The 23,143-nt window shown below is 68.7% G+C and carries 23 protein-coding genes; 6 read left to right on the top strand and 17 right to left on the bottom strand.

Translation table 11 applies throughout. From position 1 onward, the window contains the following. Window positions 1–54: 54 nt before the first annotated feature. The 5 genes from HPS01S_RS01220 to HPS01S_RS01200 are packed head-to-tail and all read right to left on the bottom strand — an operon-like array spanning window position 55 to window position 5,641. On the bottom strand, window positions 55–1,905 hold the full coding sequence (locus HPS01S_RS01220) for a nitric oxide reductase activation protein NorD (RefSeq protein ID WP_066150033.1): 1,851 nt from the start codon (window positions 1,903–1,905) through the stop codon (window positions 55–57). After that, window positions 1,905–2,858 (bottom strand): 4Fe-4S binding protein, encoded by a 954-nt coding sequence (locus HPS01S_RS01215; RefSeq protein WP_066150030.1) that lies wholly within the window; start codon window positions 2,856–2,858, stop codon window positions 1,905–1,907. The genes HPS01S_RS01220 and HPS01S_RS01215 overlap by 1 nt, the downstream gene beginning before the upstream one ends. A 52-nt stretch (window positions 2,859–2,910) precedes the next feature. Beyond that, window positions 2,911–3,723 carry a CbbQ/NirQ/NorQ/GpvN family protein gene (locus HPS01S_RS01210; protein ID WP_066150027.1) on the bottom strand — a complete coding sequence of 271 codons (813 nt, stop codon included), beginning with the start codon at window positions 3,721–3,723 and terminating at the stop codon, window positions 2,911–2,913. Between the two features lie 18 nt (window positions 3,724–3,741). Next, entirely contained in the window at window positions 3,742–5,193 is a 1,452-nt protein-coding gene (locus tag HPS01S_RS01205) for a cbb3-type cytochrome c oxidase subunit I (RefSeq protein WP_066150024.1), read from the bottom strand. Window positions 5,194–5,206: 13 nt separating this feature from the next. Beyond that, window positions 5,207–5,641: a c-type cytochrome gene (locus tag HPS01S_RS01200; RefSeq protein WP_066150021.1), complete on the bottom strand. Its 435-nt coding sequence runs from the start codon at window positions 5,639–5,641 to the stop codon at window positions 5,207–5,209. 109 nt (window positions 5,642–5,750) lie between these two features. Between HPS01S_RS01200 and HPS01S_RS01195 the strand changes: the two genes are divergently transcribed. Both HPS01S_RS01195 and HPS01S_RS01190 read left to right on the top strand, forming a co-directional pair. Continuing rightward, entirely contained in the window at window positions 5,751–6,083 is a 333-nt protein-coding gene (locus HPS01S_RS01195; protein ID WP_066150018.1) for a metal-sulfur cluster assembly factor, read from the top strand. Window positions 6,084–6,166: 83 nt separating this feature from the next. After that, window positions 6,167–7,177 carry a DUF8744 domain-containing protein gene (locus HPS01S_RS01190; RefSeq protein WP_084396982.1) on the top strand — a complete coding sequence of 337 codons (1,011 nt, stop codon included), beginning with the start codon at window positions 6,167–6,169 and terminating at the stop codon, window positions 7,175–7,177. Here HPS01S_RS01190 and HPS01S_RS01185 read toward each other — a convergent pair whose 3' ends face one another. From HPS01S_RS01185 to HPS01S_RS01135, 11 genes are all read right to left on the bottom strand, one after another. Beyond that, window positions 7,178–7,453 carry a cytochrome C oxidase subunit IV family protein gene (locus tag HPS01S_RS01185; RefSeq protein ID WP_084396979.1) on the bottom strand — a complete coding sequence of 92 codons (276 nt, stop codon included), beginning with the start codon at window positions 7,451–7,453 and terminating at the stop codon, window positions 7,178–7,180. Window positions 7,454–7,467: 14 nt separating this feature from the next. Then, entirely contained in the window at window positions 7,468–8,043 is a 576-nt protein-coding gene (locus HPS01S_RS01180) for a cytochrome c oxidase subunit 3 (protein WP_255284125.1), read from the bottom strand. After that, window positions 8,040–9,593: a nitrite reductase gene (locus HPS01S_RS01175; protein ID WP_243721759.1), complete on the bottom strand. Its 1,554-nt coding sequence runs from the start codon at window positions 9,591–9,593 to the stop codon at window positions 8,040–8,042. The genes HPS01S_RS01180 and HPS01S_RS01175 overlap by 4 nt, the downstream gene beginning before the upstream one ends. Window positions 9,594–9,663: 70 nt before the next feature. Continuing rightward, window positions 9,664–10,893 (bottom strand): heme d1 biosynthesis radical SAM protein NirJ, encoded by a 1,230-nt coding sequence (gene nirJ, locus HPS01S_RS01170; RefSeq protein ID WP_066150000.1) that lies wholly within the window; start codon window positions 10,891–10,893, stop codon window positions 9,664–9,666. 5 nt (window positions 10,894–10,898) lie between these two features. Continuing rightward, complete coding sequence (ahbB, locus tag HPS01S_RS01165) at window positions 10,899–11,381, bottom strand: siroheme decarboxylase subunit beta (RefSeq protein WP_066149997.1); 483 nt, start codon at window positions 11,379–11,381, stop codon at window positions 10,899–10,901. After that, on the bottom strand, window positions 11,368–11,868 hold the full coding sequence (locus HPS01S_RS01160; RefSeq protein WP_066149994.1) for an Lrp/AsnC family transcriptional regulator: 501 nt from the start codon (window positions 11,866–11,868) through the stop codon (window positions 11,368–11,370). Before HPS01S_RS01160 ends, ahbB (HPS01S_RS01165) begins: the two co-directional genes overlap by 14 nt. Continuing rightward, window positions 11,852–12,877 (bottom strand): siroheme decarboxylase subunit beta, encoded by a 1,026-nt coding sequence (gene ahbB, locus HPS01S_RS01155; RefSeq protein WP_066149991.1) that lies wholly within the window; start codon window positions 12,875–12,877, stop codon window positions 11,852–11,854. Before ahbB (HPS01S_RS01155) ends, HPS01S_RS01160 begins: the two co-directional genes overlap by 17 nt. 15 nt (window positions 12,878–12,892) lie before the next feature. Continuing rightward, window positions 12,893–14,086 carry a cytochrome D1 domain-containing protein gene (locus HPS01S_RS01150; RefSeq protein ID WP_066149988.1) on the bottom strand — a complete coding sequence of 398 codons (1,194 nt, stop codon included), beginning with the start codon at window positions 14,084–14,086 and terminating at the stop codon, window positions 12,893–12,895. Next, window positions 14,083–14,430, bottom strand: a complete 348-nt coding sequence (locus HPS01S_RS01145; protein ID WP_066149985.1) for a c-type cytochrome — start codon at window positions 14,428–14,430, stop codon at window positions 14,083–14,085. The genes HPS01S_RS01150 and HPS01S_RS01145 overlap by 4 nt, the downstream gene beginning before the upstream one ends. A gap of 15 nt (window positions 14,431–14,445) precedes the next feature. Then, a complete protein-coding gene (locus tag HPS01S_RS01140; RefSeq protein ID WP_066149983.1) occupies window positions 14,446–14,760 on the bottom strand; it encodes a c-type cytochrome in 315 nt (104 codons plus the stop codon). A 155-nt stretch (window positions 14,761–14,915) separates the two neighbouring features. Next, window positions 14,916–16,613, bottom strand: coding sequence for a cytochrome D1 domain-containing protein (locus tag HPS01S_RS01135; RefSeq protein WP_476405181.1), 1,698 nt, complete (start codon window positions 16,611–16,613; stop codon window positions 14,916–14,918). Between the two features lie 267 nt (window positions 16,614–16,880). Here HPS01S_RS01135 and cobA point away from each other — a divergent pair, with 267 nt between their 5' ends. Together cobA and HPS01S_RS01125 are read left to right on the top strand one after the other, a co-directional pair. Next, window positions 16,881–17,723 (top strand): uroporphyrinogen-III C-methyltransferase, encoded by an 843-nt coding sequence (gene cobA / locus HPS01S_RS01130; protein ID WP_066149978.1) that lies wholly within the window; start codon window positions 16,881–16,883, stop codon window positions 17,721–17,723. 83 nt (window positions 17,724–17,806) lie between these two features. After that, entirely contained in the window at window positions 17,807–18,502 is a 696-nt protein-coding gene (locus HPS01S_RS01125) for a substrate-binding domain-containing protein (protein ID WP_066149975.1), read from the top strand. Between the two features lie 34 nt (window positions 18,503–18,536). On the opposite strand, the gene HPS01S_RS01120 is transcribed toward HPS01S_RS01125, so the two are convergent. Continuing rightward, a complete protein-coding gene (locus tag HPS01S_RS01120; RefSeq protein ID WP_066149973.1) occupies window positions 18,537–20,054 on the bottom strand; it encodes a hypothetical protein in 1,518 nt (505 codons plus the stop codon). A 165-nt stretch (window positions 20,055–20,219) separates the two neighbouring features. Between HPS01S_RS01120 and HPS01S_RS01115 the strand changes: the two genes are divergently transcribed. After that, window positions 20,220–21,503 (top strand): nitrate regulatory protein, encoded by a 1,284-nt coding sequence (locus HPS01S_RS01115; RefSeq protein ID WP_066149972.1) that lies wholly within the window; start codon window positions 20,220–20,222, stop codon window positions 21,501–21,503. Between the two features lie 341 nt (window positions 21,504–21,844). Further along, complete coding sequence (locus HPS01S_RS01110) at window positions 21,845–23,122, top strand: CmpA/NrtA family ABC transporter substrate-binding protein (protein WP_133156187.1); 1,278 nt, start codon at window positions 21,845–21,847, stop codon at window positions 23,120–23,122. Window positions 23,123–23,143: the final 21 nt, after the last annotated feature.

The following is a 23,143-nucleotide window of genomic DNA, read 5'->3' as shown; positions in this document are numbered from 1 at the left end:
GTCGGTGGAGCCACCGACTGTAGCCGCGAACCGCGACCAGAACCGGACAGCCCTTCAGGCGGCACGGGCCATGAAGCGCTGGTGGACCGCCGAGAGCTTGTTGACCAGTTCCTGCGGACGCCGCACCAGCGCATAGCCCTGGTCGCCGAACAGCGCGGGCAGGTAGTCGTGGGCGGTCTCGTCGATGGTGATGCAGAACGGCAGCAGACCGGCCGTGCGCGCGGCCTGCACCGCGTGGCGCGTGTCCTCCAGACCGTAGCGGCCTTCGTACACGTCCAGGTCGTTGGGCTTGCCGTCGGTCAGCAACAGCAGCAGGCGCTGGCGTTCGGGCCGCTCGGCCAGCCGCGCGGTGGCGTGGCGGATGGCCGCGCCCATGCGGGTGTAGTAGCCGGGCTTGATGGCCCCCACGCGGTCGCGGGGCCGTGACCCCCAGGGCTCGTCGAAGCCCTTGAGCTGGTGGATGCGCACGTTCTGCCGCCGCACCGAGGAAAAGCCCAGCATCTCGAACGGGTCGCCGCTGGCGGAGAGCGCCTCGCCGAACACATAGAGCGCGTCGCGGATCACATCGATCACACGCGCGGTCTGCGTGGCGTAGGCGTCCGTGGACAGGGAGAGGTCGGCCAGCAGCAGCGTGGCCAGGCTGCGCTCGCTGCGCACCCGACGACTGAACACCGCGGGCGACTCGCTGCGCGGTGCGGCCGCCGCTTCCACGGCGTGGCGCACCCAGGCGTCCAGATCGAGCTCGTCGCCTTCGGGCTGGGCGTGCAGACGGCCCATGCCGCCGCGCAGCACCTCCATGCGGCGGCGCACGCGGCGGGCCGTGACCTTCAGGGCCGGCGGTGGCGAAAAAACCGGTGGCTCGGCCGTCACCAGGGTCTGCAGCGCACAGTGGTCTTCGATCAGCTGCCCGCGGCGCCAGTCCCACTCGGGCAGACGGATGCCGGGGCCGAGCGGCCGGTCGTCGGCGGCGGCGCTGGGCAGGTCAAGGTCGAACTTCACGCGCGAGGCCGTGGTCTGTCCGTCGGGCGCGATCGCGAGCACATCCATGTCATTGGCCGCGGCCAGCGCATTGCCGTCGTCGTCATCGTCGCTGGCGCGGTTGACCTTGACGAACTCGCCCCAGGACAGGATGGATTCGGCGCGGAAGAACATCATCAGCGGCGCCTTGTCGCGTTCGTCGGCCACCGTCTGCGCACGGCGGCGGCGCGCGTCCTGGGTGGTGGCTGGGCGCTCGGCGCCCGATGCCTCGGGGTCCTGGTCGCGCGCCACCGGCGCGGCGGCGGCTGCGGCCGTGGTGTCCAGCCAGAGCCAGACCGGCGCCACCTCGTCGGGCCGAACATCGCCGACCGGATGGCCGCCCACGGGTTCATCGTCCTGCCCGGCCAGCGCCTGCTGCACCCGGCGCTCGGCCTCGGCGGCTCGGCCGCGCAGGCGCGAGGGGGCTGGCCGCAGTGCGGTTTCGGCAGCCAGCAGCTGGGTGTGGCGTTCGGCCAGACCGGGGAAGGTGGCCAGCGCACGCTGCGTGGCGCGCCGGTTGTCGGCGATCCAGTCGCCGCTGGGTTCGATGTGGGCGGCCAGCGCGGCCAGCCACAGGTAGAGCGCGCGGTTGAGCGCCGGGTCGGCGTGCACGGCGATCACCGGCGGCAGCGACAGCGCCTCGGGTTCCAGCCGGCCGGTGGCCGCGTGGGTGCCGGTGCCGGCCACGCGCTGCAACCAGTCGCGGGCGCCGCCCACGCGGGTCTCGGCCGCGGGCGCCACCCGCACCGCCGGTGCGCCGCCTGCGGCGCGGAACATCAGGTGCAGCGTGCGCTGCATGTCGCCGAGGGTGACCGCGGCCGCATCGTGCTGGCGGTGGGCCGCGCGGCGGATGAAGCGGTCCCACTGTTTGCCGACCCACTCTTCCATCAGACGTTCCTTTCGAGGACGGCGGCCGCCTCGCGCTCGGCCTTGCGTTGGCGCAATGTTTCGCGCACCGCGTCGGCGCCGACCTTCCATTCCAGCAGCGGCTCGCTCTTTTGAGCGGTCCGCGTTTCTTCACACGAATCCAGGCACTGGCCGCACTGCACGCACGAGAACATCATGCGTTTGATGTTGCGCGGGTGCAGGCGCATGGGACAGCCGTTGTCGCAGGCCGAACCCTGCGGGTAGGTGGCGGTGGTGCAGGTGCGGCAGTCGCGGGCGTTGTCGCGGTCAAACGCCACCACCATGCCCTTGGGGTTGGCCATCCAGACCAGGCTCTGGAACAGGCCCACCGCGCAGCCGAAGCGGCAGAACAGGTGGCGAGCGAAGGCAAATTCCAGCGTGAAGATGAGCGATCCCGCGATGAGAAAGCGCGCCTGGTTGGGCGTGAGCGTGCCGCTGAACAGACCACCCCAGATTTCGGCCGGTGGCAGCAGGTAGGTCAGCAGCGTGATGGCCCAGAGGAAGCCGAACACGGCGCAGAGCGTGAAGAACACCGGCCACCAGCGGGCCGAGGGCTGGACGCCTGCGCGCCGGGTGCGGTGTTTGTCCCAGATGCTGAGCTTGCCGCAGGCGCGGTGCAGCGCGGTGTTGAGCGTTTCCACCAGCGTGAAGTGCGGGCAGAGCCAGCCGCAGTAGAGGCGGCCGTACTTCCAGGCCACGCCCAGGAAGGCGACGATCAGCACGATGGCGGGCAGGAAGGCCCTGACGAAGATCTGGATGGCGGCCTGGTTGGCGCTGATCTCGCCGGCGCGGAAGGCGTCGATGCCCAGACTCCAGCGCTGGCCCAAGACCCAGAGCTGGGCCTCGTGCAGGTCGAAGCGCAGCAGGTTCAGTGCGGGGGCCAGCAGGAACAGGGCGAAGAAGCCGAGCTGGAAGAAGAGGCGGCGGCGCTGCATGTTTGTGTGGCAAACGAGGAGGAAGGCGCAGCGCCGCCGCTGCAAACGGAATTCAGGTGCGGGTTCCGAGGATGGCGACCACCACCTCGTCGAGCGCGGCGGCGGTCTCGAAGTCGTCGGTCAGCGCGTCGACGATGGCCGAACGGCAGGCCACGTGCAGCGGCAGGCCGCTGGCGACCAGGCGCGCCGCCATCACCAGCAGGCGCGTGCTCACGGTTTCTTCGAGGTCGTGGTCGGTCAGGCGGCGCAAGGCCTGCGCCAGCGTCACCAGGCGTTCGGCCAGCGCGGGTTCGACACCCGCCTCGGCCACCACGATGCCGCGCTCCACGTCGGGCGCGGGGTAGCCGAAGGTCAGCGCCACGAAGCGCTGGCGCGTGCTGGGCTTGAGGCTCTTGAGCAGGTTCTGGTAGCCGGGGTTGTAGCTGACCACCAGCATGAAGCCCTGGGGCGCCACCAGCTGTTCGCCGGTGCGTTCGATGGGCAGCACGCGGCGGTCGTCGGCCAGCGGGTGCAGCACCACGGTGGTGTCCTTGCGGGCTTCCACCACCTCGTCGAGGTAGCAGATGGCGCCGCTGCGCACCGCGCGGGCCAGCGGGCCGTCGGCCCAGACCGTGCCCTGCTCGCCGATCAGGTGGCGGCCGACCAGGTCGGCCGCGCTCAGGTCGTCGTGGCAGCTCACGGTGATGAGTGGCCGGCCCAGGCGCGCGGCCATGTGCTCCACGAAGCGGGTCTTGCCGCAGCCGGTGGGGCCCTTGATCAGCACCGGCAGGCGCTGGCGGAAGGCGTGCTCGAAGAGTGCGACCTCGCCGGCCTGTTCGGCGTAGAACGGGGCATTCACCAGATGCTGCTGTTCACTGTGGTCCATGACCGTGTCCTCGTTCCATCAGGCGCGCTGTGCGGGACGGGCACCGAGCACGCCACCACCTGCGCTGGTCTTCACGGTGTCGGCGCGCACCGGCTCGCCACCGATGAAGAAGCTGGCGAAGTACAGCAACTGGCCGAGCAGGAAGATCACGCCACCGGCGACGCGGGTCCAGTAGAAGAAAGCCAGCTGGTCCTGCGTGGCCATGAAGCCCATGGCGCCTTCGGTGGGCATGCGCTGCAGCCAGACCTGGAGGATGCCGGCGCCGGTCAGGGCCAGCACCATCACGGACATGCCGATGGTCATGACCCAGAAGCTCCACATCTCGGCGGACTGGGCCTTCTGGCTGTTGGCGATGCGGCCGCGCAGCGTGGGCATGGCGTAGCTGATCAGCGTGATGACCACCAGCACATAGGCACCGTAGAAGGCCAGGTGACCGTGGGCGGCGGTGATCTGCGAGCCGTGGGTGTAGTAGTTGACCGGGCTGAGCGTGTGGATGAAGCCCCACAGGCCGGCGCCCAGGAAGCCCATGACCGAGGTCCCCACGGCCCACAGCACGGCGGCCTGGTTCGGGTGTTCGCGGCGGCGGCGCTGCACCATGTTGAAGGCGAACACCGTCATCATGAAGAACGGAATGGGTTCCATGGCCGAGAAGATCGAGCCGATCCACTGCCAGTAGCCGGGCAGGCCGATGAAGAAGAAGTGGTGGCCCGTGCCCAGGATGCCGGTCATCAGCGCGAAGGCGATGATCACGTACAGCCACTTGTCGATCACCTCACGGTCCACACCGGTGGTCTTGACCAGCACATAGGCCAGCAGCGCGCCCAGGATCAGCTCCCACACGCCTTCCACCCAGAGGTGGACGACGAACCACCAGTACATCTTGTCGCGCACCAGGTTGTGCGGGTTGACGAAGCTGAACAGGAAGAAGATCGCCAGGCCCCACAGGCCCATCAGCAGCACCACCGTGATGGCGGTCTTGCGGCCCTTGAGCACGGTCATGGTGATGTTGAACAGGAAGGCCAGCGCCACGATCACGATGCCGATCTTGGTCGGCAGCGGCTGTTCCAGGAACTCGCGGCCCATGGTCTCCAGCAACTGGTTGCCGGTGAGTTCGGCCAGCTTGGCGTAGGGCAGCGTGAGGTAGCCGACGATGGTCAGCGCACCGGCCGCCAGGAAGACCCAGAACAGGATCTTCGCCAGCAAGGGCGAATACAGCTCGGTTTCGGACTCCTCCGGCACCATGTAGTAGGCCGCGCCCATGAAGCCGAACAGCAGCCACACGATGAGCAGGTTGGTGTGGACCATGCGGGCCACGTTGAAGGGGATGTAGGGGAAGAACAGATCCCCGATCACGTACTGCAGGCCGAGGGTGATGCCGAAGATCACCTGTCCGGCGAACAGCACCATGGCGGCGATGAAGTAGTTCCTGGAGACCGACTGGCTCTGGTACTTGAGTGTTGCGATGGTCATGGTGCTTCTCCGGTCAGCCTTCGATGTTGGGCGGCCACTTCTCGGTGTTGATCTCGCCGGTCCACTTGAGGAACTCGACCAGATCGTTGAGCTGCTGCTCGTTCAGGTCGAACTGCGGCATCTGGCGGCGGTGCGGCGCCCCCGTGGGCATGGCCTTCATCCAGCCCTTGATGAAGTCGCCACCACGGCGCTTGTAGACGTTGCCCAGCTCGGGGGCGAAGTAGGCGCCCTCGCCCAGCAGCGTGTGGCAGCCGATGCAGTTGCGCGTCTCCCAGATCTTCTTGCCCGCCACGACGGCGGGTGTGATCGCCTGCGCGTTGGAGCGCTCGGGGATGCGTTTCTCGGTGTCGAACACGATCACCGCGAAAAGCAGCGCGAAAAACACGCTGCCACCGTAGAACATGTTGCGGGCGGTCTGTTTGGTAAACCCGCTTTGCGTCTGGCTCATGGAAGCCCTCCATCACTGGTTGATGGCGCGTATCCTCCTGTTTTGCTCGGGTATCGTCCTTGAACTGGTTCAAGGATGGGGTCACAAGGCCCGTTCACAGTGAGGTTCCATGGACACAAAGACCGATACGAACGCACCGGGCGCCGACCTGCACAGCGCCGTCATGGCCGCCCTGGCCACCGTGGACGACCCCGAAATGGGCGAGAACCTGGTGGACCTGGGTGTGGTCGGCGAGGTGCGCATCGACGGCGCCTCGGTCGCCGTCACGCTCATTCCCACCAGCGCCACCTGCCCCATGGCCGATGTGATGGTGGACGACGCCCTGACCGCCGTGCAGCGTGTCTGCCCGCCCGGCACCACGGTGGACGTGCAGATGGACTGGGACACCGAGTGGTCGCCCGAGCGGCTGGCGCCGGCGCTGCGGGCGCGCTTCGGATGGTGAATCCGCCCCCCAGGCCACCCCGCCCTGTGCGCCCGGCCGAGCCTCCGCCCCTGCCCCGCTGGGCCGTCGGTCTGGCCGTGCTCATGGCCATCACCAACCTGCTGGGCGCCGTGGGTGGCGGCCTGGTGCGCCTGGGCAGCCTGCCCGCGCAGGGCTTCGGCCCCACCGGCGCCCACGCCATCACGGCCCACGGCGCGGTGATGATGGCCGGCTTCTTCGGCGCCCTGATCGCGCTCGAACGCGTGGTCGCGCTGCGGCGCGGCCTGTGGGTGCCGGTGCTGGCGGCCCTGGGCGGCTGGCTGGCCTGGGGCGTGGGCCAATGGACCGCTGCGGGCGTGCTGTGGGTGGCCTCGGCCGCCGGGCTGGTGTGGCTCTACGCCTGGGCCGGATCGAACCGCGCCATGTCGCTGCCGCTGGCGGTGGAGGCCTCGGGTGCGCTGGCCCTGCTGGTGGCCAACGCCGCCTTCGCGATGGGCCAGATGGACGCCGCCCGCATCGGCTGGAGCGCCTTCCTGGTGCTGACCATCGCCGGCGAACGGCGCGAACTGACGCGGCTGGTGAAGCTGCCCGGGTGGGCCTCGAAAGCCTTCCTGCTGGTCTGGGCCGGTGCAGTGGCCGCGGTGCTGCTGGCGCTGTGGCAACCCGGTGTGGCCGCGGTGCTGTGGTGGACCACCATGGCCCTGCTGGCCGCCTGGCTGCTGCGCTGGGACGTGGCCACGCGCCAGTGGCGCGCCAAAGGCTGGGCCGGCCACACCGCCATCTGCCTTGTGGTCGGCTACGTCTGGCTGGCGACGGGGTCGGTGCTGGGGCTGATGGGCCAGACCGTCGCCTGGCACGCGCTCTGGCTGGGTTTCGTCATGGCCATGGTCTTCGGCCACGCTCCCATCATGCTGCCGGCCCTGGCCGGCTGGCGGCCCGAGCCCACGCGCTGGGCGCTGCTGCCGCTGGCGGTGCTGGGGGTGAGCCTGGCGCTGCGGGTGGTGGCATCGGTCACGGGCTGGGCGGATGGACTGGCGGCGGCAGGCGCGGGCCACGCGCTGGCGTTTGTGCTGTTTGGCGCGGTGATGGTGCAGGCGGTGCGGCGGGGGCGCTGATCAGACGCGCAGGCCCATGCTGACCACGGCGATCAGCCCCAGCACCACCACCAGCCAGCCCATCACCGCGCGGCGCCACAGCGCGGGGGCCTGGCGCAGTTCCATGTAGTCCAGCGCGATCAGCGCGCCCTTGAGCGCCGAGAGCGCGAGCACGGCGAGTGTCGCCACCGTGCCCAGGTGCTGGCCGCTGACGGCCGCGCCCTCCCCCAGCCACCAGCTGGCCAGGGTGGCGAGCGCGAGCAGCGCGAAGATGGTGTCGGCCTTGTTCAATCGCATGTTCTTCACAGCCTTCAGCGGATGACGTAGACCAGCGGGAACAGCACCATCCACAGCAGGTCGACCATGTGCCAGAACACCGCGCCCGAGGCCGGGCCCATGTGGTTGGCCCGCCCGTAGGCGCCGGCGCGGGCCTTGAACCAGAGCACGGCGAACACGATGGCGCCCACCAGCACGTGCAGGTAGTGAAAGCCGGTGAGCAGGGTGTAGAGCAGCGTGAACGAATCGGTGGCCCAGTCGAAACCTGCCTGCACCTTGCCCGCGAACTCGTGGGTCTTGACGACCAGGAAACCGATCGCGCCGGACAGCGCGGCCAGCAGCCAGTGCGCGCCCGCCCGGCCCTGGTCCGCTTCAAAGCAGCGCACCGCGCGCACGGCGGCCCAGCTGGCCGCCACCAGCAGCAGGGTGTTGAGGGCCCCGGTGTGCAGGCTCAATGCGGCCTGGCCGGGGCCGAACACCTCGGGTTGCAGGTGGCGGGTGACCGCGAACGAGACGAAGAGCAGACCAAAGGTCAGCAGCTCGGCCAGCACCAGCAACCAGACCACACCGTCGCCGGCCAGGCGCGGCTCATGATGAACCGCCGACGTCAATGCGAGGTGCCCTCGGAGCGCGTGATCTTGTTCCATACGTTGTACTTGCCCACCGGCTTGCTCATGGGCAGGCGCTTGACTTCCTTGAAGGTGGCGGCGTCGTAGACGATCAGCGCGCCGTCCATTTCCCAGACGCTGGCCAGTGCGTACTTGCCGTCCTTGGTGAACTCGATGTGGGCCAGGGTCTTGCCGGGTTCCTTCACCGTGGCCACGGGCTGCAGCGTGGTCTTGTCGATGAGGGTCATGGTGTCCTTGGCGGTCGGGCTCATCATCGAGTCGGTCCAGGCATAGCGGCTGTTCTCGTGGCTGCGCATGAAAAAACCCGGACCGGGCGTGGGGATGGTAGCGACCGGCTTCCAGGTCTTCATGTCGATCACGTCGATGGCGCCGCCTTTCAAGTTCGGAGAGGCCAGCACGGTGCTGCCGTTCCAGGCGAAGGTGATGCCCGAGCCCAGGTGCGGCATGCCGGCGATGGGCAGGTCGGCGATCTTGCGGCGCACGTCGAGGTTGACCACCTGCGCGGTGGCCGCGCCGTCGCCGGTTTTCGGCCCGGATGTGGAGACGTCCTTCGGCCGTGTGGCCCCCAGCACATGGCGGTAGCTCTGGTCGAAGAAGAAGTCGTCCAGCGGCTCCTCCAGCGGCGTGCGGCGCACGCCCAGGAAGCCGGGTTTGGCGATCGCCTCGCCCATCTTGTAGTCGTGCACCAGGCCGTCGTAGATCGGCGCGGCCTTCGGGTCGTAGGAGATCTCCCAGAGCTCGGGGATGTCCTTGAGCGCGACAACGAAGCTGTTGCGCGGCGTGGCGTCGTACACGGCCGACACGCGCGAAGTGGCCTTGCCGTCCAGCGTGGCGGCGGCGTAGGTCTGCCGGAGGTTCAGGTCGGCGTCGAACAGCACCACGCTGTGCGGCAGGTAGTTGGCGGCCATGACCCATTGGCCGTCGCCGCTCACCGCCACGTTGCGCATGTTCAGGCCAGCGCGCACCTCGGCCACCACGCGCAGGCGCCAGAGGTCGTACTTGGTGATCCAGCCGTCGCGCGAGCCGAAGAACACGTAGCGCCCATCGGGCGTGAACTTGGGGCCGCCGTGCAGCGCGAAGCGGCTGGCAAAGCGGGTGATGACTTCGAACTTGTCGCCGTCGAGCAGGCTGATGTGGTGATCACCCCCTTCGACGACCACGAACAGGTTCATCGGGTCGGCGGACCACAGCGGCTTCGCCGGCTCGCCCTTGGGCGCTTCATTGAAGGTGCGGGAGGCACGGATGTCGGCCTCGGTCCAGCGCGGGGCGGGCAGCACCGGGGTGCGGATGTGGGTCGCCAGCGCGTTGATCTCTTCGGCGCTGAGCTGCTGGGCAAAGCCCGGCATCTGCGTCGCGGGGCGTCCCTGCTGGATGACCTTCAGCGCCTCGGCCGGGCGCAGGCGCTCCAGACTTTCGGGCAGCAGGGCCGGGCCCATGGCGCCGGTGCGCTGCTCGCCATGGCAGGCGGCGCAGTTCTGCTGGTACAGGGCCTTGGCGTCGATGGTCTGCGCGCCGGCCATGTCCACGCCCATCCAGCACAGGCCCAGCACCAGCGCGGCGCGTGCGGTATTGGCCAGACGTTCGGTCCAGCGGTTCGCGGGTTCAGACATGGTCCACCTCCTTCAGCAGGATGGTCGTGCGGCGGGTGGACGCCGTGGCGTCACCGGCCGGCAGACCGATCTCTTCGTCGCTCAGGTAGCAGCCCGGGTCCTCGGCCCAGGCGTTGCCGGTCAGCTGCTGCGCCCGCGTGCGGGTGTTGCCGCCGCAGATGGCGAAGTGTTGGCATTTCGCGCAGCGCCCTTCCACCGGGCGCGGGCTGGCCTTGAGCCCGGCCATCAGCGGGTCGGACGTGTCCATCCAGATCTGCGAGAACGGCCGCTGGCGCACATTGCCCAGGGCGTGGTGCCACCACATGGTGTCGGGGTGGACCTCGCCGAGGTTGTCGATGTTGGCGACGTTCACGCCGCTGGCGTTGCCGCCCCAGGCCACCAGGCGTTCGCGCAGGGCCTCGGTCCAGCGCGGGAAGCGCTGCGCCACCCACTGCAGCAGGTAGGGGCCGTCGGCGTCGTTGTTGCCGGTCACGTACTCCTCGTCCAGCCCGTCGCGCGCGGCCTGCCAGGCGCGGTCGTACAGCCGGTCCAGCGCGTCGCGGGTGGACTGGAACTGCGCGTCCTTGCCGCGGTGGATGTTGCCGCGGCCGGCGTAGTTCAGGTGCGAGAAATAGAACTTGTTGACCCGCTCGGCGCGCATCAGGTCGAGCAGTGGCGCGAAGTCGTGCGCGTTCATCGCGGTCATGGTGTAGCGCAGGCCGACCTTGACGCCGCGCTCGCGCAGCAGGCGCACCGCCGCCAGGCTGCGGTCGAAGGCCCCTTCGAGCCGGCGGAACTTGTCGTGTGTTTCGCGCAGGCCGTCCAGGCTGATGCCCACGTAGTCGAAACCCTGCGCGGCGATGCGGTCGGCCATGGGCGCGTCGATCAGCGTGCCGTTGGTGGACAGGCCGGTGTAGAAGCCCATGCGTTTGGCGCGCTCGGCGATCTCGAAGAGGTCCGGCCGCATCAGCGGCTCGCCGCCCGAGAGGATGAGCACCGGCACACGGAAGGCCTTGAGGTCGTCCATCACCGTGGCCACCTCGTCGCCACTCAGCTCACCCGTGTAGTCGTGGTCGGCCGAGAGTGCGTAGCAGTGTTTGCAGGTGAGGTTGCAGCGTCTGATGAGGTTCCAGATCACGACGGGTCCGGGCGGCGTGCCCGACCCGCGGCGGCTGGCGGCGGGCCACTGCCCGGTCTGTTCGGCTTGCGCGAGTTCGCGCATGTACTGGCTGATGCGGAACATGGTTCTCAGCTTTCGGAAATCCGCAATCCTGTCTTCTTGAGGATGGCGGTGGAATAGAGGATGTCGTGCGCGCGGCAGGCGTCGCCGAGCAGGGCCGCGACCTGCTGCGCCTGGGCCTCGACCTCGTCGCGCGAGCGGCCGTGCAGCATGGCGAACAGGTTGTACGGCCAGACCGGCGGCTTTCTCGGGCGGCGGTAGCAGTGGCTCACGAAGGGCAGCTGGCCGATGCGTTCGCCGAGTTCGTCGACGCGTTCGTCGGCCACGTCCCACACGCTCATGCCGTTGGCGGTGAAGCCCAGGCGGTAGTGGTTGGGCACGGCGCCAATGCGGCGGACCAGGCCTTCTTCCAGCATGGCCTGCAGGCGCTCGCGCACCTGTTCGCCGCTGATGCCCAGCGCCGCGCCCACGGCCTCGTAGGGGCGGGGCACCAGCGGCAGGCCCGACTGGGTGGCGCGGATGATGCGGCGGTCCAGTTCATCCAGGGACATGGTGGCCTCCGGGCAGCAGGGGCAGGCGCAGTTCGACAAAGAACTCGCGCTCCTTGGGAAAGGCGTAGACCGGCAGGCCGGTCATGGCCTCGATGTCCTGGGTCACGCGGTCCACCTGGTCGGCGTGTTCGACCGCGATCACGAACCACATGTTCAGCGGCGTGGCGCCGGGCTGGTCGGGGTGGGCCGACTCGCGGCGGTAGTTGTGGGCGATCTCGGGCATCGCCCCCAGCTGCGCGGCCACCGCATCGAAGCGCTCCTCAGGCACGGCCATGGCGGCCAGCACGAAGCGGCCACCGGCGCGTTCGATCTGGAACAGCGGGCCGAAGCGCGTGAGGTCGCCATGCGCCAGCAGGCGCTGCAGACGGTCGATCAGCATGTCCTCGGTGCAGCCCAGTGTGGCGGCGACCTCGGCAAAGGGCCGGTCGCAGAGCGGAAAGCCTCCGTGCAGGCGGTCGATCAGGCGCAGGTCATCGGGCGAAGCCATGGGGCACCTCCGGCAAAGGGGCTGCGGCGGGCGCGACGCTCCAGCCGCGGAAGCGGCGTGCGCCGGTCTGCTTGAAGCGGCGGGTGGAGAACAGCACCTCGCGCGGATGGCTCGCCAGACCGGCGGCGTGGGTCACACGCTCGATCACGGCCATGACCGCCTCGCGGTTCGTGCCGTGCACCATCGCGTAGAGGTTGTAGGGCCAGCCCTCGGCGCGCGTGCGGCGGTAGGCCAGGGTCACGCCCGCCTGTTCGGCCAGCGCCTGGCCGCAGGCGTCCACGCGCTCGTCGGGCACGTCGAACACCGTCATGGCGTTGGCTGAAAAGCCCAGTTCGTGGTGGCGTACCACGACACCGAAGCGCTTGAGCCGGCCCTCGGCCAGCCACTGCCCGATGCGCTCGGTCACACCGTCCTCGTCGCCACCGAGTTCGTCGGCCCACTGGGCATAGGGGCGCTCCACCAGCGGCAGGCCGGCCTCGACGCGGCGCGCGAGCGGCCACTGGCTGGAGGGCAACGGCGCGAGTGAGGCCACGGCGGCGGTGGCGCGCATGGGCTGGTGCGCGGTGTCGCCGCCCAGATCGAAGCCCAGGTCGATGCGGTAGGGCCGGACCATGCGCAGCCGCATGGCGGGCAGCCCGGTGGCGTGTTCCAGCCCGCTCACGCCCATCTCGACGGCGTGCCGGTCGGCGCCGGTCATCACGAACCAGAGGTTGTGGTGGTGCTCGCGCAGGTAGTTGTGGTTCACGCCCGGGTGGGCCGAGACGGCGGCGGCCACGGCCTCGATGCGGTGCGGGGGAACGGCCATGGCGGCCAGCACCGCGTCGCCACCGCTGCCGTGGGCGAACACGCCGCCGATGCGGCTGATGCGGCCATCGTCCTGCGCGGCCTGCAACTGCGCCAGCACCTCTTCCCGGTCCAGTCCGGTCTGCGCTGCGAGCACACCGAAGGGATCGCGGCACAGCGGGAAGCCGTGCTGCCAGTCGTTGAGCAGGCGCAGGTCGGCGTTCATCGCGGCGTCCACGGCTTAGAACCCCATGCGCGCGGCGCGCGAGGTAAAGAAGATGCCACTGGGCGCGGGCACGTCAAGCCGCGCGCGGGTGGCGAAGGTCTGCGTGTCGATCACGCTCACGCGGTTCTCGTCGCGGCTGCTGATCCACACGGTGTCGCCACGCGGCGTGAACTCCATGTGCAGCACGGCCTTGCCCGGCTCCAGGGTCTGCACGATCTGCTGGCGCTGGGTGTCGATGACCTGCACGCGGTGGTAGTCGGGCACCGAGAAGTTGACCCAGACCTGGCGGCCGTCGGGCCGCGCCATCACGAACACCGGCTGGCCGGCGACCGGGATGCGGCCGACTTCCTGCCAGCTGTCGGTGTCGACCACCAGCACCTCGTGCCGGCCGATGGCGGGCAGGTAGGCGCGGCGCCCGGCCACGGCCCAGCCGCGCAGGTGCGGCATCTTGTAGACCGGCAGCGGCTCCTGGCCCTTGCCGTAACCGCCGAGGATGCGGCGCACCTGGGGCTGGTCGGCCCAGAGGTCGACCATGGCCAGACCGTCTTCGCCGAACAGGCCGGCGATGTAGTGACGGCCATCGGGCGTGACCAGCGCGTCGTAGGGCTGGCGGCCGATGCCGTCGAATTTCTGTGTGGTGACCTTCTTCGGGTCCGAACAGTCGGTGACCCAGATCGCGTCGGCGTCGAACAGGCTGTAGGCGAAACGCCGGCCCGGCAGGTCGACGAGGCCGACCACGCGGGACAGCTTGCCGGGCGCGTATTCGGCCGGAATGTCGGCGACGAGTTCCAGCGTGCGCGCGTCGAACACCTTCACGCCACCGGGCGTGTAGTTCTGCGCCGCCACCAGGGTGCCGTCGGCGCTGATGGCGCCACCGATGGAGTTGCCGGCCTGCATCACGCGCTTGGCAATCCGCTGAGTGAGCAGATCGACCATGGTGAGCGCGCCGTCGCGCCCGAACACATAGGCAAAGCGCCCGTCGCGCGAGAACACGACCGAGGCGTGCGAGAGGTCGCCCAGGCCGGGCACCTCGCCAATCAGCGCGCGGGTGGAGGTGTCCACCAGGTAGAGCGTGCCGTTGGCGCGGCCGATGACCACGCCCAGGTCGCCGGTGCCGCGCAGCACGGGCGCAGCGCAACCGGTGAGGCCGCCCACGGCGGCGATGGACGAGAGGGTGGCCGCAGCGGACAGCCATTCACGGCGCTTCATGGCGTTTTCACCACTTCTTCAGGAAAGCCCTGCTGCAGGCGCAGCGCGATCCAGCGCGCCTCGGGCTCGCTGAGCATCGCCTTCCAGGGCGGCATGGGGGTGCCCGGCCGGCCGTGGAAGATCACGGCGGCCAGGCTGTCGAGGGGAAACTCGGCCAGGGCCTCACGCGTCAGCGCCGGGCCGAGGCCGCCGGTCAGGCGCATGCCGTGGCACGAACCGCAGTCCTGCCGCACCATGCGCACCAGCTCCCGCGAACGCGAGGCCTCGGGCGAAGGCTCCGACTGCGCGAAGGCCAGCACAGGCCCCAGCAACAGCGCGGACAGGATGAAAGCGGTACGCAGCACGGCAGGCCTCCCGGATCAGGACTTGAGGATCACCGCGATGGCGTCCTTGAGATCGGCATCACCGATCTTGTCGGGACCGTTGGGCGACATGGGGATGGGACCGAACACGCCGGACCCGCCCTTGCGCACCTTGTCGAACAGCTTGGCCGTGACATCCTGGCCCTTGTACTTGGCCGCAATGTCCTTGAACGAAGGCCCGACCAGCTTCTTGTCCTTGGCATGGCAGGCCATGCACCCGGCCTTGTTCATGGCCGCCTCGCCGTCGGCGAAGGCAGCGCCGGAACCCAGCGCAAGCACAGCAGCCGCTACAGCAGAAACAAACACTCTCATGAAGTTCTCCAGAAGAAAAACAACGAAGACGAAATGACTTCACCCAGGGGCCCCGCGGAACCGGCTTTGCCGGGTCGCAGGGGCCGTCCCCCCTCGAAGCGCCGCAGGCGCGCCACGGAGGGGGGAAGCCGCGTCAGCGGCGCAGGGGGGTGCCCTCAATACACATCGTGTTGGGTGTTGTGCACGTTGAAGTGCCCGGTCGGCGTGATCAGGCGCGGGTCCTTGATCACGGCCTTGAGCTTGAGCGTCTTGTCGTCCACGATCACCAGCGCGCTCTCCTTGTTCTTGGCGCTCCACACCGAGAACCAGACCTCGTCGCCGGCCCTGTTGAACTCGGGCTGCACGACGCGCTTGGCGCCGTCGTCCTTGATGCCCGCCCACTCGGCGATCGGCAGCACGGTGTAGCCCTTCTCCAGGTTGTCGATGTCGTACACCGCGACCGATTGCGAGATCTTCGGATCGGGGTTGAGCGGTGTGTCCGAGTACAGGTGCCTGCTCTTCGGGTGGCTCTTGATAAAGAGCGCGCCGCCGCCCTGGCCCTTGAGGGTCTGCACCACCTTCCAGGCATTCTTGGGGTGCTTGACCGGGTCGGTGCCGATCAGGGAGATGGTCTCGTCGCCCAGGTGGCCGGTGGACCACACGGGCCCGTAGGTCGGGTGCACGAAGTTGGCGCCACGGCCCGGGTGCGGGATCTTGCCCACGTCGATCAGCTTGGTCAGCTTGCCCTCTTTCAGGTCCACCGCCGCGATCTTGTTGCTGTTGTTGGCCGCCACCATGAAGTAGCGCTTGGTCGAGTCCAGGCCGCCATCGTGCAGGAAGCGCGCGGTGCCGATGGTGGTGACCTTGAGCGCATCGATGTTGGAGTAATCCACCAGCAGGGTCTGCCCGGTTTCCTTCACGTTCACCACGAACTCGGGCTTGTAGTGGCTGCCCACGATGGAGGCCACGCGCGGCTCGGGGTGGTACTCCTGCGTGTCGACCGTGTTGCCTCGGGTGGCCACGATCTTCAGCGGCTCCAGCGTGTCGCCGTTCATGATCACGAACTGGGGCGGCCAGTACGAACCGGCGATCGCGTACTTATCTTCAAAGCCCTTGAACTTGCTGGTCTCGACCGAGCGCGCTTCCAGGCCGGTGCGGATCTCGGCCACGTTGTCGGGCTTTTCCATCCACAGGTCGATCATGTTGATCTTGGCGTCGCGGCCGATCACGAACAGGTAGCGACCCGAGGCCGACAGGCGCGAGATGTGCACCGCGTAGCCGGTCTTGACGATGTTGATGATCTGCTTGGTGTCGCCATCGATCAGCGCCACCTCACCCGTGTCCCGCAGCGTGGTGCTGAAGATGTTGGTGATGTTGTAGTTGTTCATCTTCTTCGTCGGCCGCTTCTCGGGCGGGACGATCACCTTCCAGGTGGCCTTCATGTCGGCCAGGCTGTATTCGGGCGGCGTGGGCGCGTCGTGCTGGATGTAGCGCGCCATCAGGTCCACTTCCTTCTCGCTCATCTCGCCGCTGGTCTGCCAGTTGGGCATGCCGGCCGGGGAGCCGTAGGCGATGAACACCTTGAGGTAGTCCGTGCCCTTGCCGATGGTGATGTCGGGTGTCAGCGGCTTGCCGGTGGCGCCCTTGCGCAGCACGCCGTGGCAGCCGGCGCAGCGCTCGAAATAGATCTTGCGTGCGGTGTCGAACTCGGCCTGCGTCATCGGCGGCGCCTTGGGATTGGTCGCCTGGTACATCGGCTCGTTGACCAACGGCGATCCGCCGGCCTGGTAGTTGGCTTCCGCCGGGCTGAGCTTCTTGTCTGCAGCCGCCTGCGCGAACGCGCCGGTGCCGATCAGTGCCGCCATCGCCAGCATCGTCAGGCGAATCGTGGTGCGGGATCTCATGATGTTCTCTCTCCGTCGTGGAGCAGCGTTTGAAGTGGCCGTCCCTGGTGGGGCGCTGTGCCCGCTCGCCCGGCTGCTGTCCATGGCCGATGCGAGCAGGCACATGCTCTGCCCGGTCACAGGCGTTGTCCTTGAACTGGTTCAAGGACGGTCCTCCGTCGCGTCCGAACAATGGGCCTCACAACAACGGACGTCCCGGCGATGCAGCCGGGCCGACATCCCACGACGGAGCGAGTCATGAACCTGGTCAACCTGATCACCCCCGCGCGGACCGCCGATGCCGATGGCTGCGCAGCGCCTCCGGGCACGGTGACGCTGGTGGGCGCGGGCCCGGGCGACCCGGATCTGCTGACGGTGAAGGCGGTGAAGGCCCTGCAGGCGGCGCGGCTGGTGCTGTACGACCACCTGGTCAGCCCGGCGGTGCTGGAACACCTGAGCCCCGACGCCGAGCGCATCTATGTCGGCAAGGAAAGCTCGCGCCACACCCTGCCCCAGGCCTCGATCATCGAACTCATGGTGCAACTGGCGCGCAGCGGTCGCTCACTGTTGCGGCTCAAGGGCGGCGACGGCTACATCTTCGGCCGCGGCGGCGAAGAGGCCCAGGCCCTGGCCGCCGAGGGCATTCCGTTCACCGTGGTCCCCGGCCTCACGGCCGCTCAGGGTGCCGCGGCCTCGGTCGGCATTCCGCTGACCCACCGCGACCACGCCTGTTCCCTCGTGCTGGCCACCGGCCACCTGCGCGACGGCCAGGGCCTGGACATGGACTGGGCCATGCTCGCGCGCCCGCGCCAGACCGTGGTGCTCTACATGGGCGTGAACAACCTGCCCGAGATCTGCCGCCAGCTGATCGCCCACGGCCTGTCGCCTCAGACGCCAGCCGCACTGGTCGAGAAGGCCACCCTGCCCGACGAACGCTGCATCACCGGCACGCTGGCCGAGCTGCCCGCGCTGGCGCTGCGCCACCAGGTGCGCCCGCCAGCGCTGATCATGGTCGGCGGGGTGGTGTCGGTGCGCGCGCAGCTGGTGCCCTCAGCGCCTCCGGTCGCAGCGGCGGCCGCGCCGGTCCATGCCGTGGCCTGATAACAGAAAGAACGCGCGGACACGGGTCAGACGAGAGTGGCTTTGATACGCTGGCGGGCTCCGCCCACGAGCCCTTTGCCGCCATGCCGACCACTTCCCTGACCCTGATCTCTTCCATGGCCACCAAGGCCCTGCTGGCCGACCTGGTGGCCGCGTATTCGGCGCAACAGCCGGACACCATGGTCGCCGTCACTTCGGTCGGCGGCGTCGACGCGGCCAAACGCGTCGTGGCCGGCGAGGCCTTCGACATCGTGGCCCTGGCCTCGGACGCGATCGAGAAGCTGGCCGCCAGCGGCCACGTGGCGGCCGATAGCCGCACCGACATGGTCCGCTCGGCCGTGGCCGTGGCCGTGCCGGCCGGCACCCCGCACCCGGACATCGCCACCGAAGCCGCGCTCAAGGCCGCGGTGCTGGCCGCGCCCACGCTCGGCTACTCCACCGGTCCCAGCGGTGTGCAACTGGCGAAGCTGTTCGAGCGCTGGGGCATTGCGCAGCAGATCGCACCGCGCATCGTCACGCCGCCGCCAGGCACCTCGGTGGCCTCGCTGATCGCCAAAGGCGAGGTTGCGCTGGGCTTCCAGCAGCTCAGCGAAATGACGGGGGTTCCGGGCATCGACGTGATCGGCGGTCTGCCCGAGGCCGTGCAGATCGTCACCACCTTCTCGGCGGCCCGCGCCACCGTGAGCACCCAGGCCGGGGCCGTGCAAGGCTTCCTTGACTTCCTGGCCAGCCCGCATACCGCCGACCTCAAGCGCCGGCACGGCATGACGCCGGCCTGACAAGGGCTTCGGCCGCCCCCCGGGCGCGGCGCGGTCAGGGGGTGGCGGCGGCGCGCTGCTGGAGCGCCCAGTAGGCCAGCCCCATCGACGTGTCGGCGGCAACACCGCCGCCCAGGGTTTCCGGCAGCTTGGGATACACGCCGTCGTAGTTCACGATGGCAATCGCGTCCTCTTGCCGCCACAGGCCTTCGGCCGCAATCGCGTTGTAGGTCGCCTGAAAGGCGGCCAGCCAGCCCGGGCTGGTGCTGAACGCATTGCTCGCAAACCAGATGAAGGGCCGGCCGCGCACGTGGGTCTCACGGATCGCCCGGCGGAACGCCTCGCCGAGCTTCCCGCTGGTGCAGGCACCCAGCGGACACTCGATGAAGGTGCCTTTGCTGCTGCGGAAAGCCAGCACCGCGTTGGCATTCGCGTAGATGTACCTGGGGTTGGTGGGGTCGAAGTTCTGCGGCTGCCAGCCGGTGTAGACGGCTCCGTAGCGGCGGCTCGCCGGCGCGGTGGGGTCGGTGTAGATCGCTTCGGCCTGGGCCACGGTGCGACCATTCCAGCGGCTGGTGTCGCTGGTGTAGAAGGCAATGGCCTCCGGGTTGAGGCTCTGGTCCATGTCCGGGTAGAGCACCTGGAGGTTGTTGAACGCGAGAAGCGGCAGCCACGCAGACGTGCCCGGGGGCACCGGGTATTCGGTGATCAGGTTCCGCGTGGTCATCTTGCGGATGAGGTTCGCGCTCTGTTCGTCCGTGATCTTGGCGTTGTTGCCCCAGATGCCATGCGCGTTCTGGCGCACGTAGGTCCACTGTGCGTCCAGCGCGGCGTTGTCGGCCAGCTGGTTGTTGCCATGCAGGGCGATGAAGACCCGGGGCCGGTTGGGGCCGGTCGGGCCGCAAGGCGGGCTGGCGCAGGCCGAGGCCATCACGTGGTAACCCACGCCTTCATACCGGTGCGTCGCGGTCATGGTGGCCTGCAGGCGCAGGCTTTCTTCCTCGCTGGCGGTGTAGAAGTGCACGCCCTGGCGCACCACGAGGAAGCGGTAGAGCGGCGTGAACCCGGCCGCTGGCGTCTGGCTGGCGTAGTAGGCGATGCCCTCGTAAGTGAACTGCGGGAGGTTGGCCTCGACATTGGCCCGCTCGGCCTCGCTGATGGTGTAGAAGTGGACACCGGTCTGCGTGTTGTAGAAGCGGTGCACCGGGCTCAGCCCGGCTCCGGCGGCGCCGGCCGCGTAGAAGGCCTCGCCCTCCGGGCTCATGTGGGCCGCGGTCCGGTACACCGCCTCGCGCTCTTCGATGCTGGTGGTGTAGAAGTGCGCGCCCGTGCCCGTGTTGTAGAAGCGGAACACCGCCACCCGGCCCGAAGCGGCCTTGCGCACATTCGCCACCCCGAGCGAGACAGGCACCGCGTCTGCGCCGCCGGTCGAAGACGCAGCCCTGGCGACCACGCCGGCGTCGGCCGCTTGCTGCCGGGCGCTGGCCTCCTGGTCTGTCTGGCCACCACCACAGGCGGTCAGAAGACCCGCGGACAACACCGCCCACGCCACACCTCGCTTCAACCACACCATGGGCACCCTCTGCTTCCGGAAAACGCGCGAACCCGGAATTGGACCCGAATCCCCCGCCGTCATTCGGCTGCGGCCCGCCGGGCTGACAGGCGGCGCCGTTTCACCCACCAGTCGGTGCGCCTCGCACGCCGCGCGGCGGCACGAATGTTGCTGCCACCCCGGGGCATGAAATCGGCCTTCTGTTTCCTCATTGCCGCCAAGCGCTGTGAAATCGCCGGCCTGCAACAGCTGGCGCTGACCAGCGCCCTGGTCAACGCCACCGGCCGCTTCATCCATGCGCTGCAGCGCGAGCGCGGCCTGTCCAACCTGTACCTCGCCTCGCAAGGCCAGCACTGGGCCGATGAGCGCCTGGCCCAGGTGGCGTGCTGCGACGAGCTGCAGGCCGAGGTGCGCGCCGCCTTCGACACCCTGGACACCGAGACCCCGCGCGCCGGCAACGGCGCCCGCCTGTTCAGCCGCATCGCCTATGTGCTGCAAGGCCTGGACGCCCTGCCCCTGCTGCGCCTGCGTGTGCAGACACAGGTCTGGAGCGCCGCACGCGCCACCGCCGGCTATATCCGCCTGATCAACGGCCTGCTGGCGGTGGTGTTCGAGGCCGCCGACAGCGCCTCCGACCCCGACATCTCGCGCCGCCTGGTGGCCCTGTTCAACTTCATCCAGGGCAAGGAATTCGCCGGCCAGGAGCGCGCCACCGGCTCGGCCCTGTTCGCGGCGGGCTGCGCGCAGGCCGACGGCCAGCAGCGCCTGCTGCACCTGATCGACTCGCAGGAACGCTGTCTGCAGGTGTTCGCCGACTTCGCCAGCGAGCCGCTGCGCGAGGCCTGGGCCGCCGTGCAGCGGCACGACACGCAGGCCTCGCTGGAGCGGCTGCGCCGCATCCTGGCCACCTCGCTGCCCGGCGGCCCGCTGGACACCGGCCTGAGCCAGATCTGGTTCGACGCCTGCACCGCCCGCATGGACACCATGAAAACGGTGGAGGACGCGCTGGCCGCCGAGCTGGAGGCCCTGTGCCACCAGCGCCTGGCGGCCGCCACCCGCGACCTGGCCGACTTCCAGAAGTGGCAGCGCGCCGAGTCGCTGGGCGAGGACCTGCCCGAGCACGGCGACTTCTTCGACGAAGGCCAGGCCGCCCCCGCGCCGCCGGTGAACCTGGGGCACCCGGTGCAGGCCTACGGCCCGCAGGTGGAACGCTCGATCCTCGAACTGGTGCACGAACAGGCGCAGCGCCTGCAGCAGATGGGTGACGAGCTGGACATGGTCCGTGCCAGCCTGAACGAACGCAAGATCGTCGAACGCGCCAAGGGCCTGCTGATGGCACACCGCCAGCTCAGCGAGCACGAGGCGCACAAGACGCTGCGCCAGATGGCGATGAACCAGAACCGGCGCCTGGTGGACGTGGCGCAGGCGGTGCTGGCCATGGCCGAGATCCTGCCGCCGGGCCTGCGCTGAGCCGCCCTGCTGCGGCGCACAAAAGCTGTGCCGCACCACAACAGCGCACCAGTTTGAAGCCACCCCGACGGCGCCCGCCGCCCCACCGCCTCACTGAGCGTTTCAAAAAACACATACAAATCAAAAACTTACCCCAACACGGCGGCACAGAGCAACAAGCTGGCACGGTCCGTGCTGAAGGATGGACAACGGGACGTGCCAATGGCGGCACACCCTCCCGACCGTCTCAGGACACTCAGGACAACGGCGTCCATTTCTCGCCCCCGACAGGGGGGCCTGAAATGGGCGCCGTTTTGTTTTCCGGTTTCAGTTTTTGGTTTTTTTCTTCACAGGAGTTGAGCATGAACGACCACCGCGCCACGACACCCGAGACCGCCGCCGCGCCCACCGCGGACAGCGCCTCGCGCCGCGACTTCATCAAGAAGGGCGCGGCCGCCGCCACCTTCTTCTCCACCCTGGGCCACAGCGGCGTCTGGGCCGCCGGCTCCGACGCGCCGGAAAAGACCGAGGTCAAGATCGGTTTCATCCCGCTGACCGACTGCGCCAGCGTGGTGATGGCCAGCGTGCTGGGCTTCGACAAGAAATACGGCGTGACCATCGTGCCGACCAAGGAGGCGAGCTGGGCCGGCGTGCGCGACAAGCTGGTCAACGGCGAGCTGGACTTCGCCCACGTGCTCTATGGCCTGGTCTACGGTGTGCACATGGGCACGGCCGGCCCCAAGAAGGACATGGCGGTGCTGATGAGCCTGAACAACAACGGCCAGGCGATCACGCTGTCCAAGGCGCTGGCCGACAAGGGCGCGGTGGACGGCCCGTCCCTGGCCAGGTTCATGGCCGCCAACAAACGCGAGTACACCTTCGCGGGCACCTTCCCGACCGGCACCCACGCCATGTGGATGCACTACTGGCTGGCCGCCGCGGGCATCAACCCGCTGTCGGGCGCCAAGCTGATCACCGTGCCGCCGCCGCAGATGGTGGCCAACATGCGCGTGGGCAACATGGACGGCTTCTGCGTGGGCGAGCCCTGGAACCACCGCGCCATCATGGACGGCATCGGCATCACGGCCAACACCACGCAGGACCTCTGGAAGGACCACCCTGAAAAGGTGCTGGGCACCACGGCCGAGTTCACCAAGAAGTACCCCAACACCACGCGCGCCGTGATGATGGCCGTGCTCGAAGCCAGCAAGTGGATCGATGCCGGTCTGCAGAACAAGCTGAAGATGGCCGAGACCGTGGCGCAGAAGGCCTACATCAACACCGGTGTCGACGCGATCAACCAGCGCATCCTGGGCCGTTATCAGAACGGCATGGGCAAGACCTGGGACGACCCCAACCACATGAAGTTCTTCAACGACGGCAAGGTCAACTTCCCCTACCTGTCCGACGGCATGTGGTTCCTCACCCAGCACAAGCGCTGGGGCTTGATCAAGAGCCACCCCGACTACCTCGGCATCGCGAAGCAGATCAACCAGATCGAGCTCTACAAGTCCGTCGCAGGCGCCATGGGCATCAGCGTGCCCAAGGACCCGATGCGCAGCAGCAAGCTGATGGACGGCGTGGTGTGGGACGGCAAGGACCCCGCCAAGTACGCCGACGGCTTCGCCATCAAGGCCTGACCCTTTACAAGGAGCACCACC

The sequence above is a fragment of the Hydrogenophaga pseudoflava NBRC 102511 genome, assembly GCF_001592285.1.
GTDB classification, from domain to species: domain Bacteria; phylum Pseudomonadota; class Gammaproteobacteria; order Burkholderiales; family Burkholderiaceae_C; genus Hydrogenophaga; species Hydrogenophaga pseudoflava.
The sequence above is the reverse complement of the archived record's forward strand: the minus strand, read 5'-3'. Positions and strand labels throughout refer to the sequence as shown.

Excerpts from the sequence above, each read along its gene's own strand:
- HPS01S_RS01185 (WP_084396979.1), bottom strand. The coding sequence starts at position 7,453 with ATGCGATTGAACAAGGCCGACACCATCTTCGCGCTGCTCGCGCTCGCC.
- cobA (WP_066149978.1), top strand. The coding sequence starts at position 16,881 with ATGAACCTGGTCAACCTGATCACCCCCGCGCGGACCGCCGATGCCGAT.
- HPS01S_RS01160 (WP_066149994.1), bottom strand. The coding sequence starts at position 11,868 with ATGGCTTCGCCCGATGACCTGCGCCTGATCGACCGCCTGCACGGAGGC.
- nirJ (WP_066150000.1), bottom strand. The coding sequence starts at position 10,893 with ATGTTCCGCATCAGCCAGTACATGCGCGAACTCGCGCAAGCCGAACAG.
- HPS01S_RS01210 (WP_066150027.1), bottom strand. The coding sequence starts at position 3,723 with ATGGACCACAGTGAACAGCAGCATCTGGTGAATGCCCCGTTCTACGCC.
- HPS01S_RS01190 (WP_084396982.1), top strand. The coding sequence starts at position 6,167 with ATGGCCATCACCAACCTGCTGGGCGCCGTGGGTGGCGGCCTGGTGCGC.
- HPS01S_RS01205 (WP_066150024.1), bottom strand. The coding sequence starts at position 5,193 with ATGACCATCGCAACACTCAAGTACCAGAGCCAGTCGGTCTCCAGGAAC.
- HPS01S_RS01140 (WP_066149983.1), bottom strand. The coding sequence starts at position 14,760 with ATGAGAGTGTTTGTTTCTGCTGTAGCGGCTGCTGTGCTTGCGCTGGGT.
- HPS01S_RS01175 (WP_243721759.1), bottom strand. The coding sequence starts at position 9,593 with ATGGGCGTGGACATGGCCGGCGCGCAGACCATCGACGCCAAGGCCCTG.
- ahbB (WP_066149997.1), bottom strand. The coding sequence starts at position 11,381 with ATGTCCCTGGATGAACTGGACCGCCGCATCATCCGCGCCACCCAGTCG.
- HPS01S_RS01150 (WP_066149988.1), bottom strand. The coding sequence starts at position 14,086 with ATGAAGCGCCGTGAATGGCTGTCCGCTGCGGCCACCCTCTCGTCCATC.
- HPS01S_RS01195 (WP_066150018.1), top strand. The coding sequence starts at position 5,751 with ATGGACACAAAGACCGATACGAACGCACCGGGCGCCGACCTGCACAGC.
- HPS01S_RS01115 (WP_066149972.1), top strand. The coding sequence starts at position 20,220 with ATGAAATCGGCCTTCTGTTTCCTCATTGCCGCCAAGCGCTGTGAAATC.
- HPS01S_RS01125 (WP_066149975.1), top strand. The coding sequence starts at position 17,807 with ATGCCGACCACTTCCCTGACCCTGATCTCTTCCATGGCCACCAAGGCC.
- HPS01S_RS01120 (WP_066149973.1), bottom strand. The coding sequence starts at position 20,054 with ATGGTGTGGTTGAAGCGAGGTGTGGCGTGGGCGGTGTTGTCCGCGGGT.
- HPS01S_RS01215 (WP_066150030.1), bottom strand. The coding sequence starts at position 2,858 with ATGCAGCGCCGCCGCCTCTTCTTCCAGCTCGGCTTCTTCGCCCTGTTC.
- HPS01S_RS01110 (WP_133156187.1), top strand. The coding sequence starts at position 21,845 with ATGAACGACCACCGCGCCACGACACCCGAGACCGCCGCCGCGCCCACC.
- ahbB (WP_066149991.1), bottom strand. The coding sequence starts at position 12,877 with ATGAACGCCGACCTGCGCCTGCTCAACGACTGGCAGCACGGCTTCCCG.
- HPS01S_RS01135 (WP_476405181.1), bottom strand. The coding sequence starts at position 16,613 with ATGCTGGCGATGGCGGCACTGATCGGCACCGGCGCGTTCGCGCAGGCG.
- HPS01S_RS01220 (WP_066150033.1), bottom strand. The coding sequence starts at position 1,905 with ATGGAAGAGTGGGTCGGCAAACAGTGGGACCGCTTCATCCGCCGCGCG.
- HPS01S_RS01200 (WP_066150021.1), bottom strand. The coding sequence starts at position 5,641 with ATGAGCCAGACGCAAAGCGGGTTTACCAAACAGACCGCCCGCAACATG.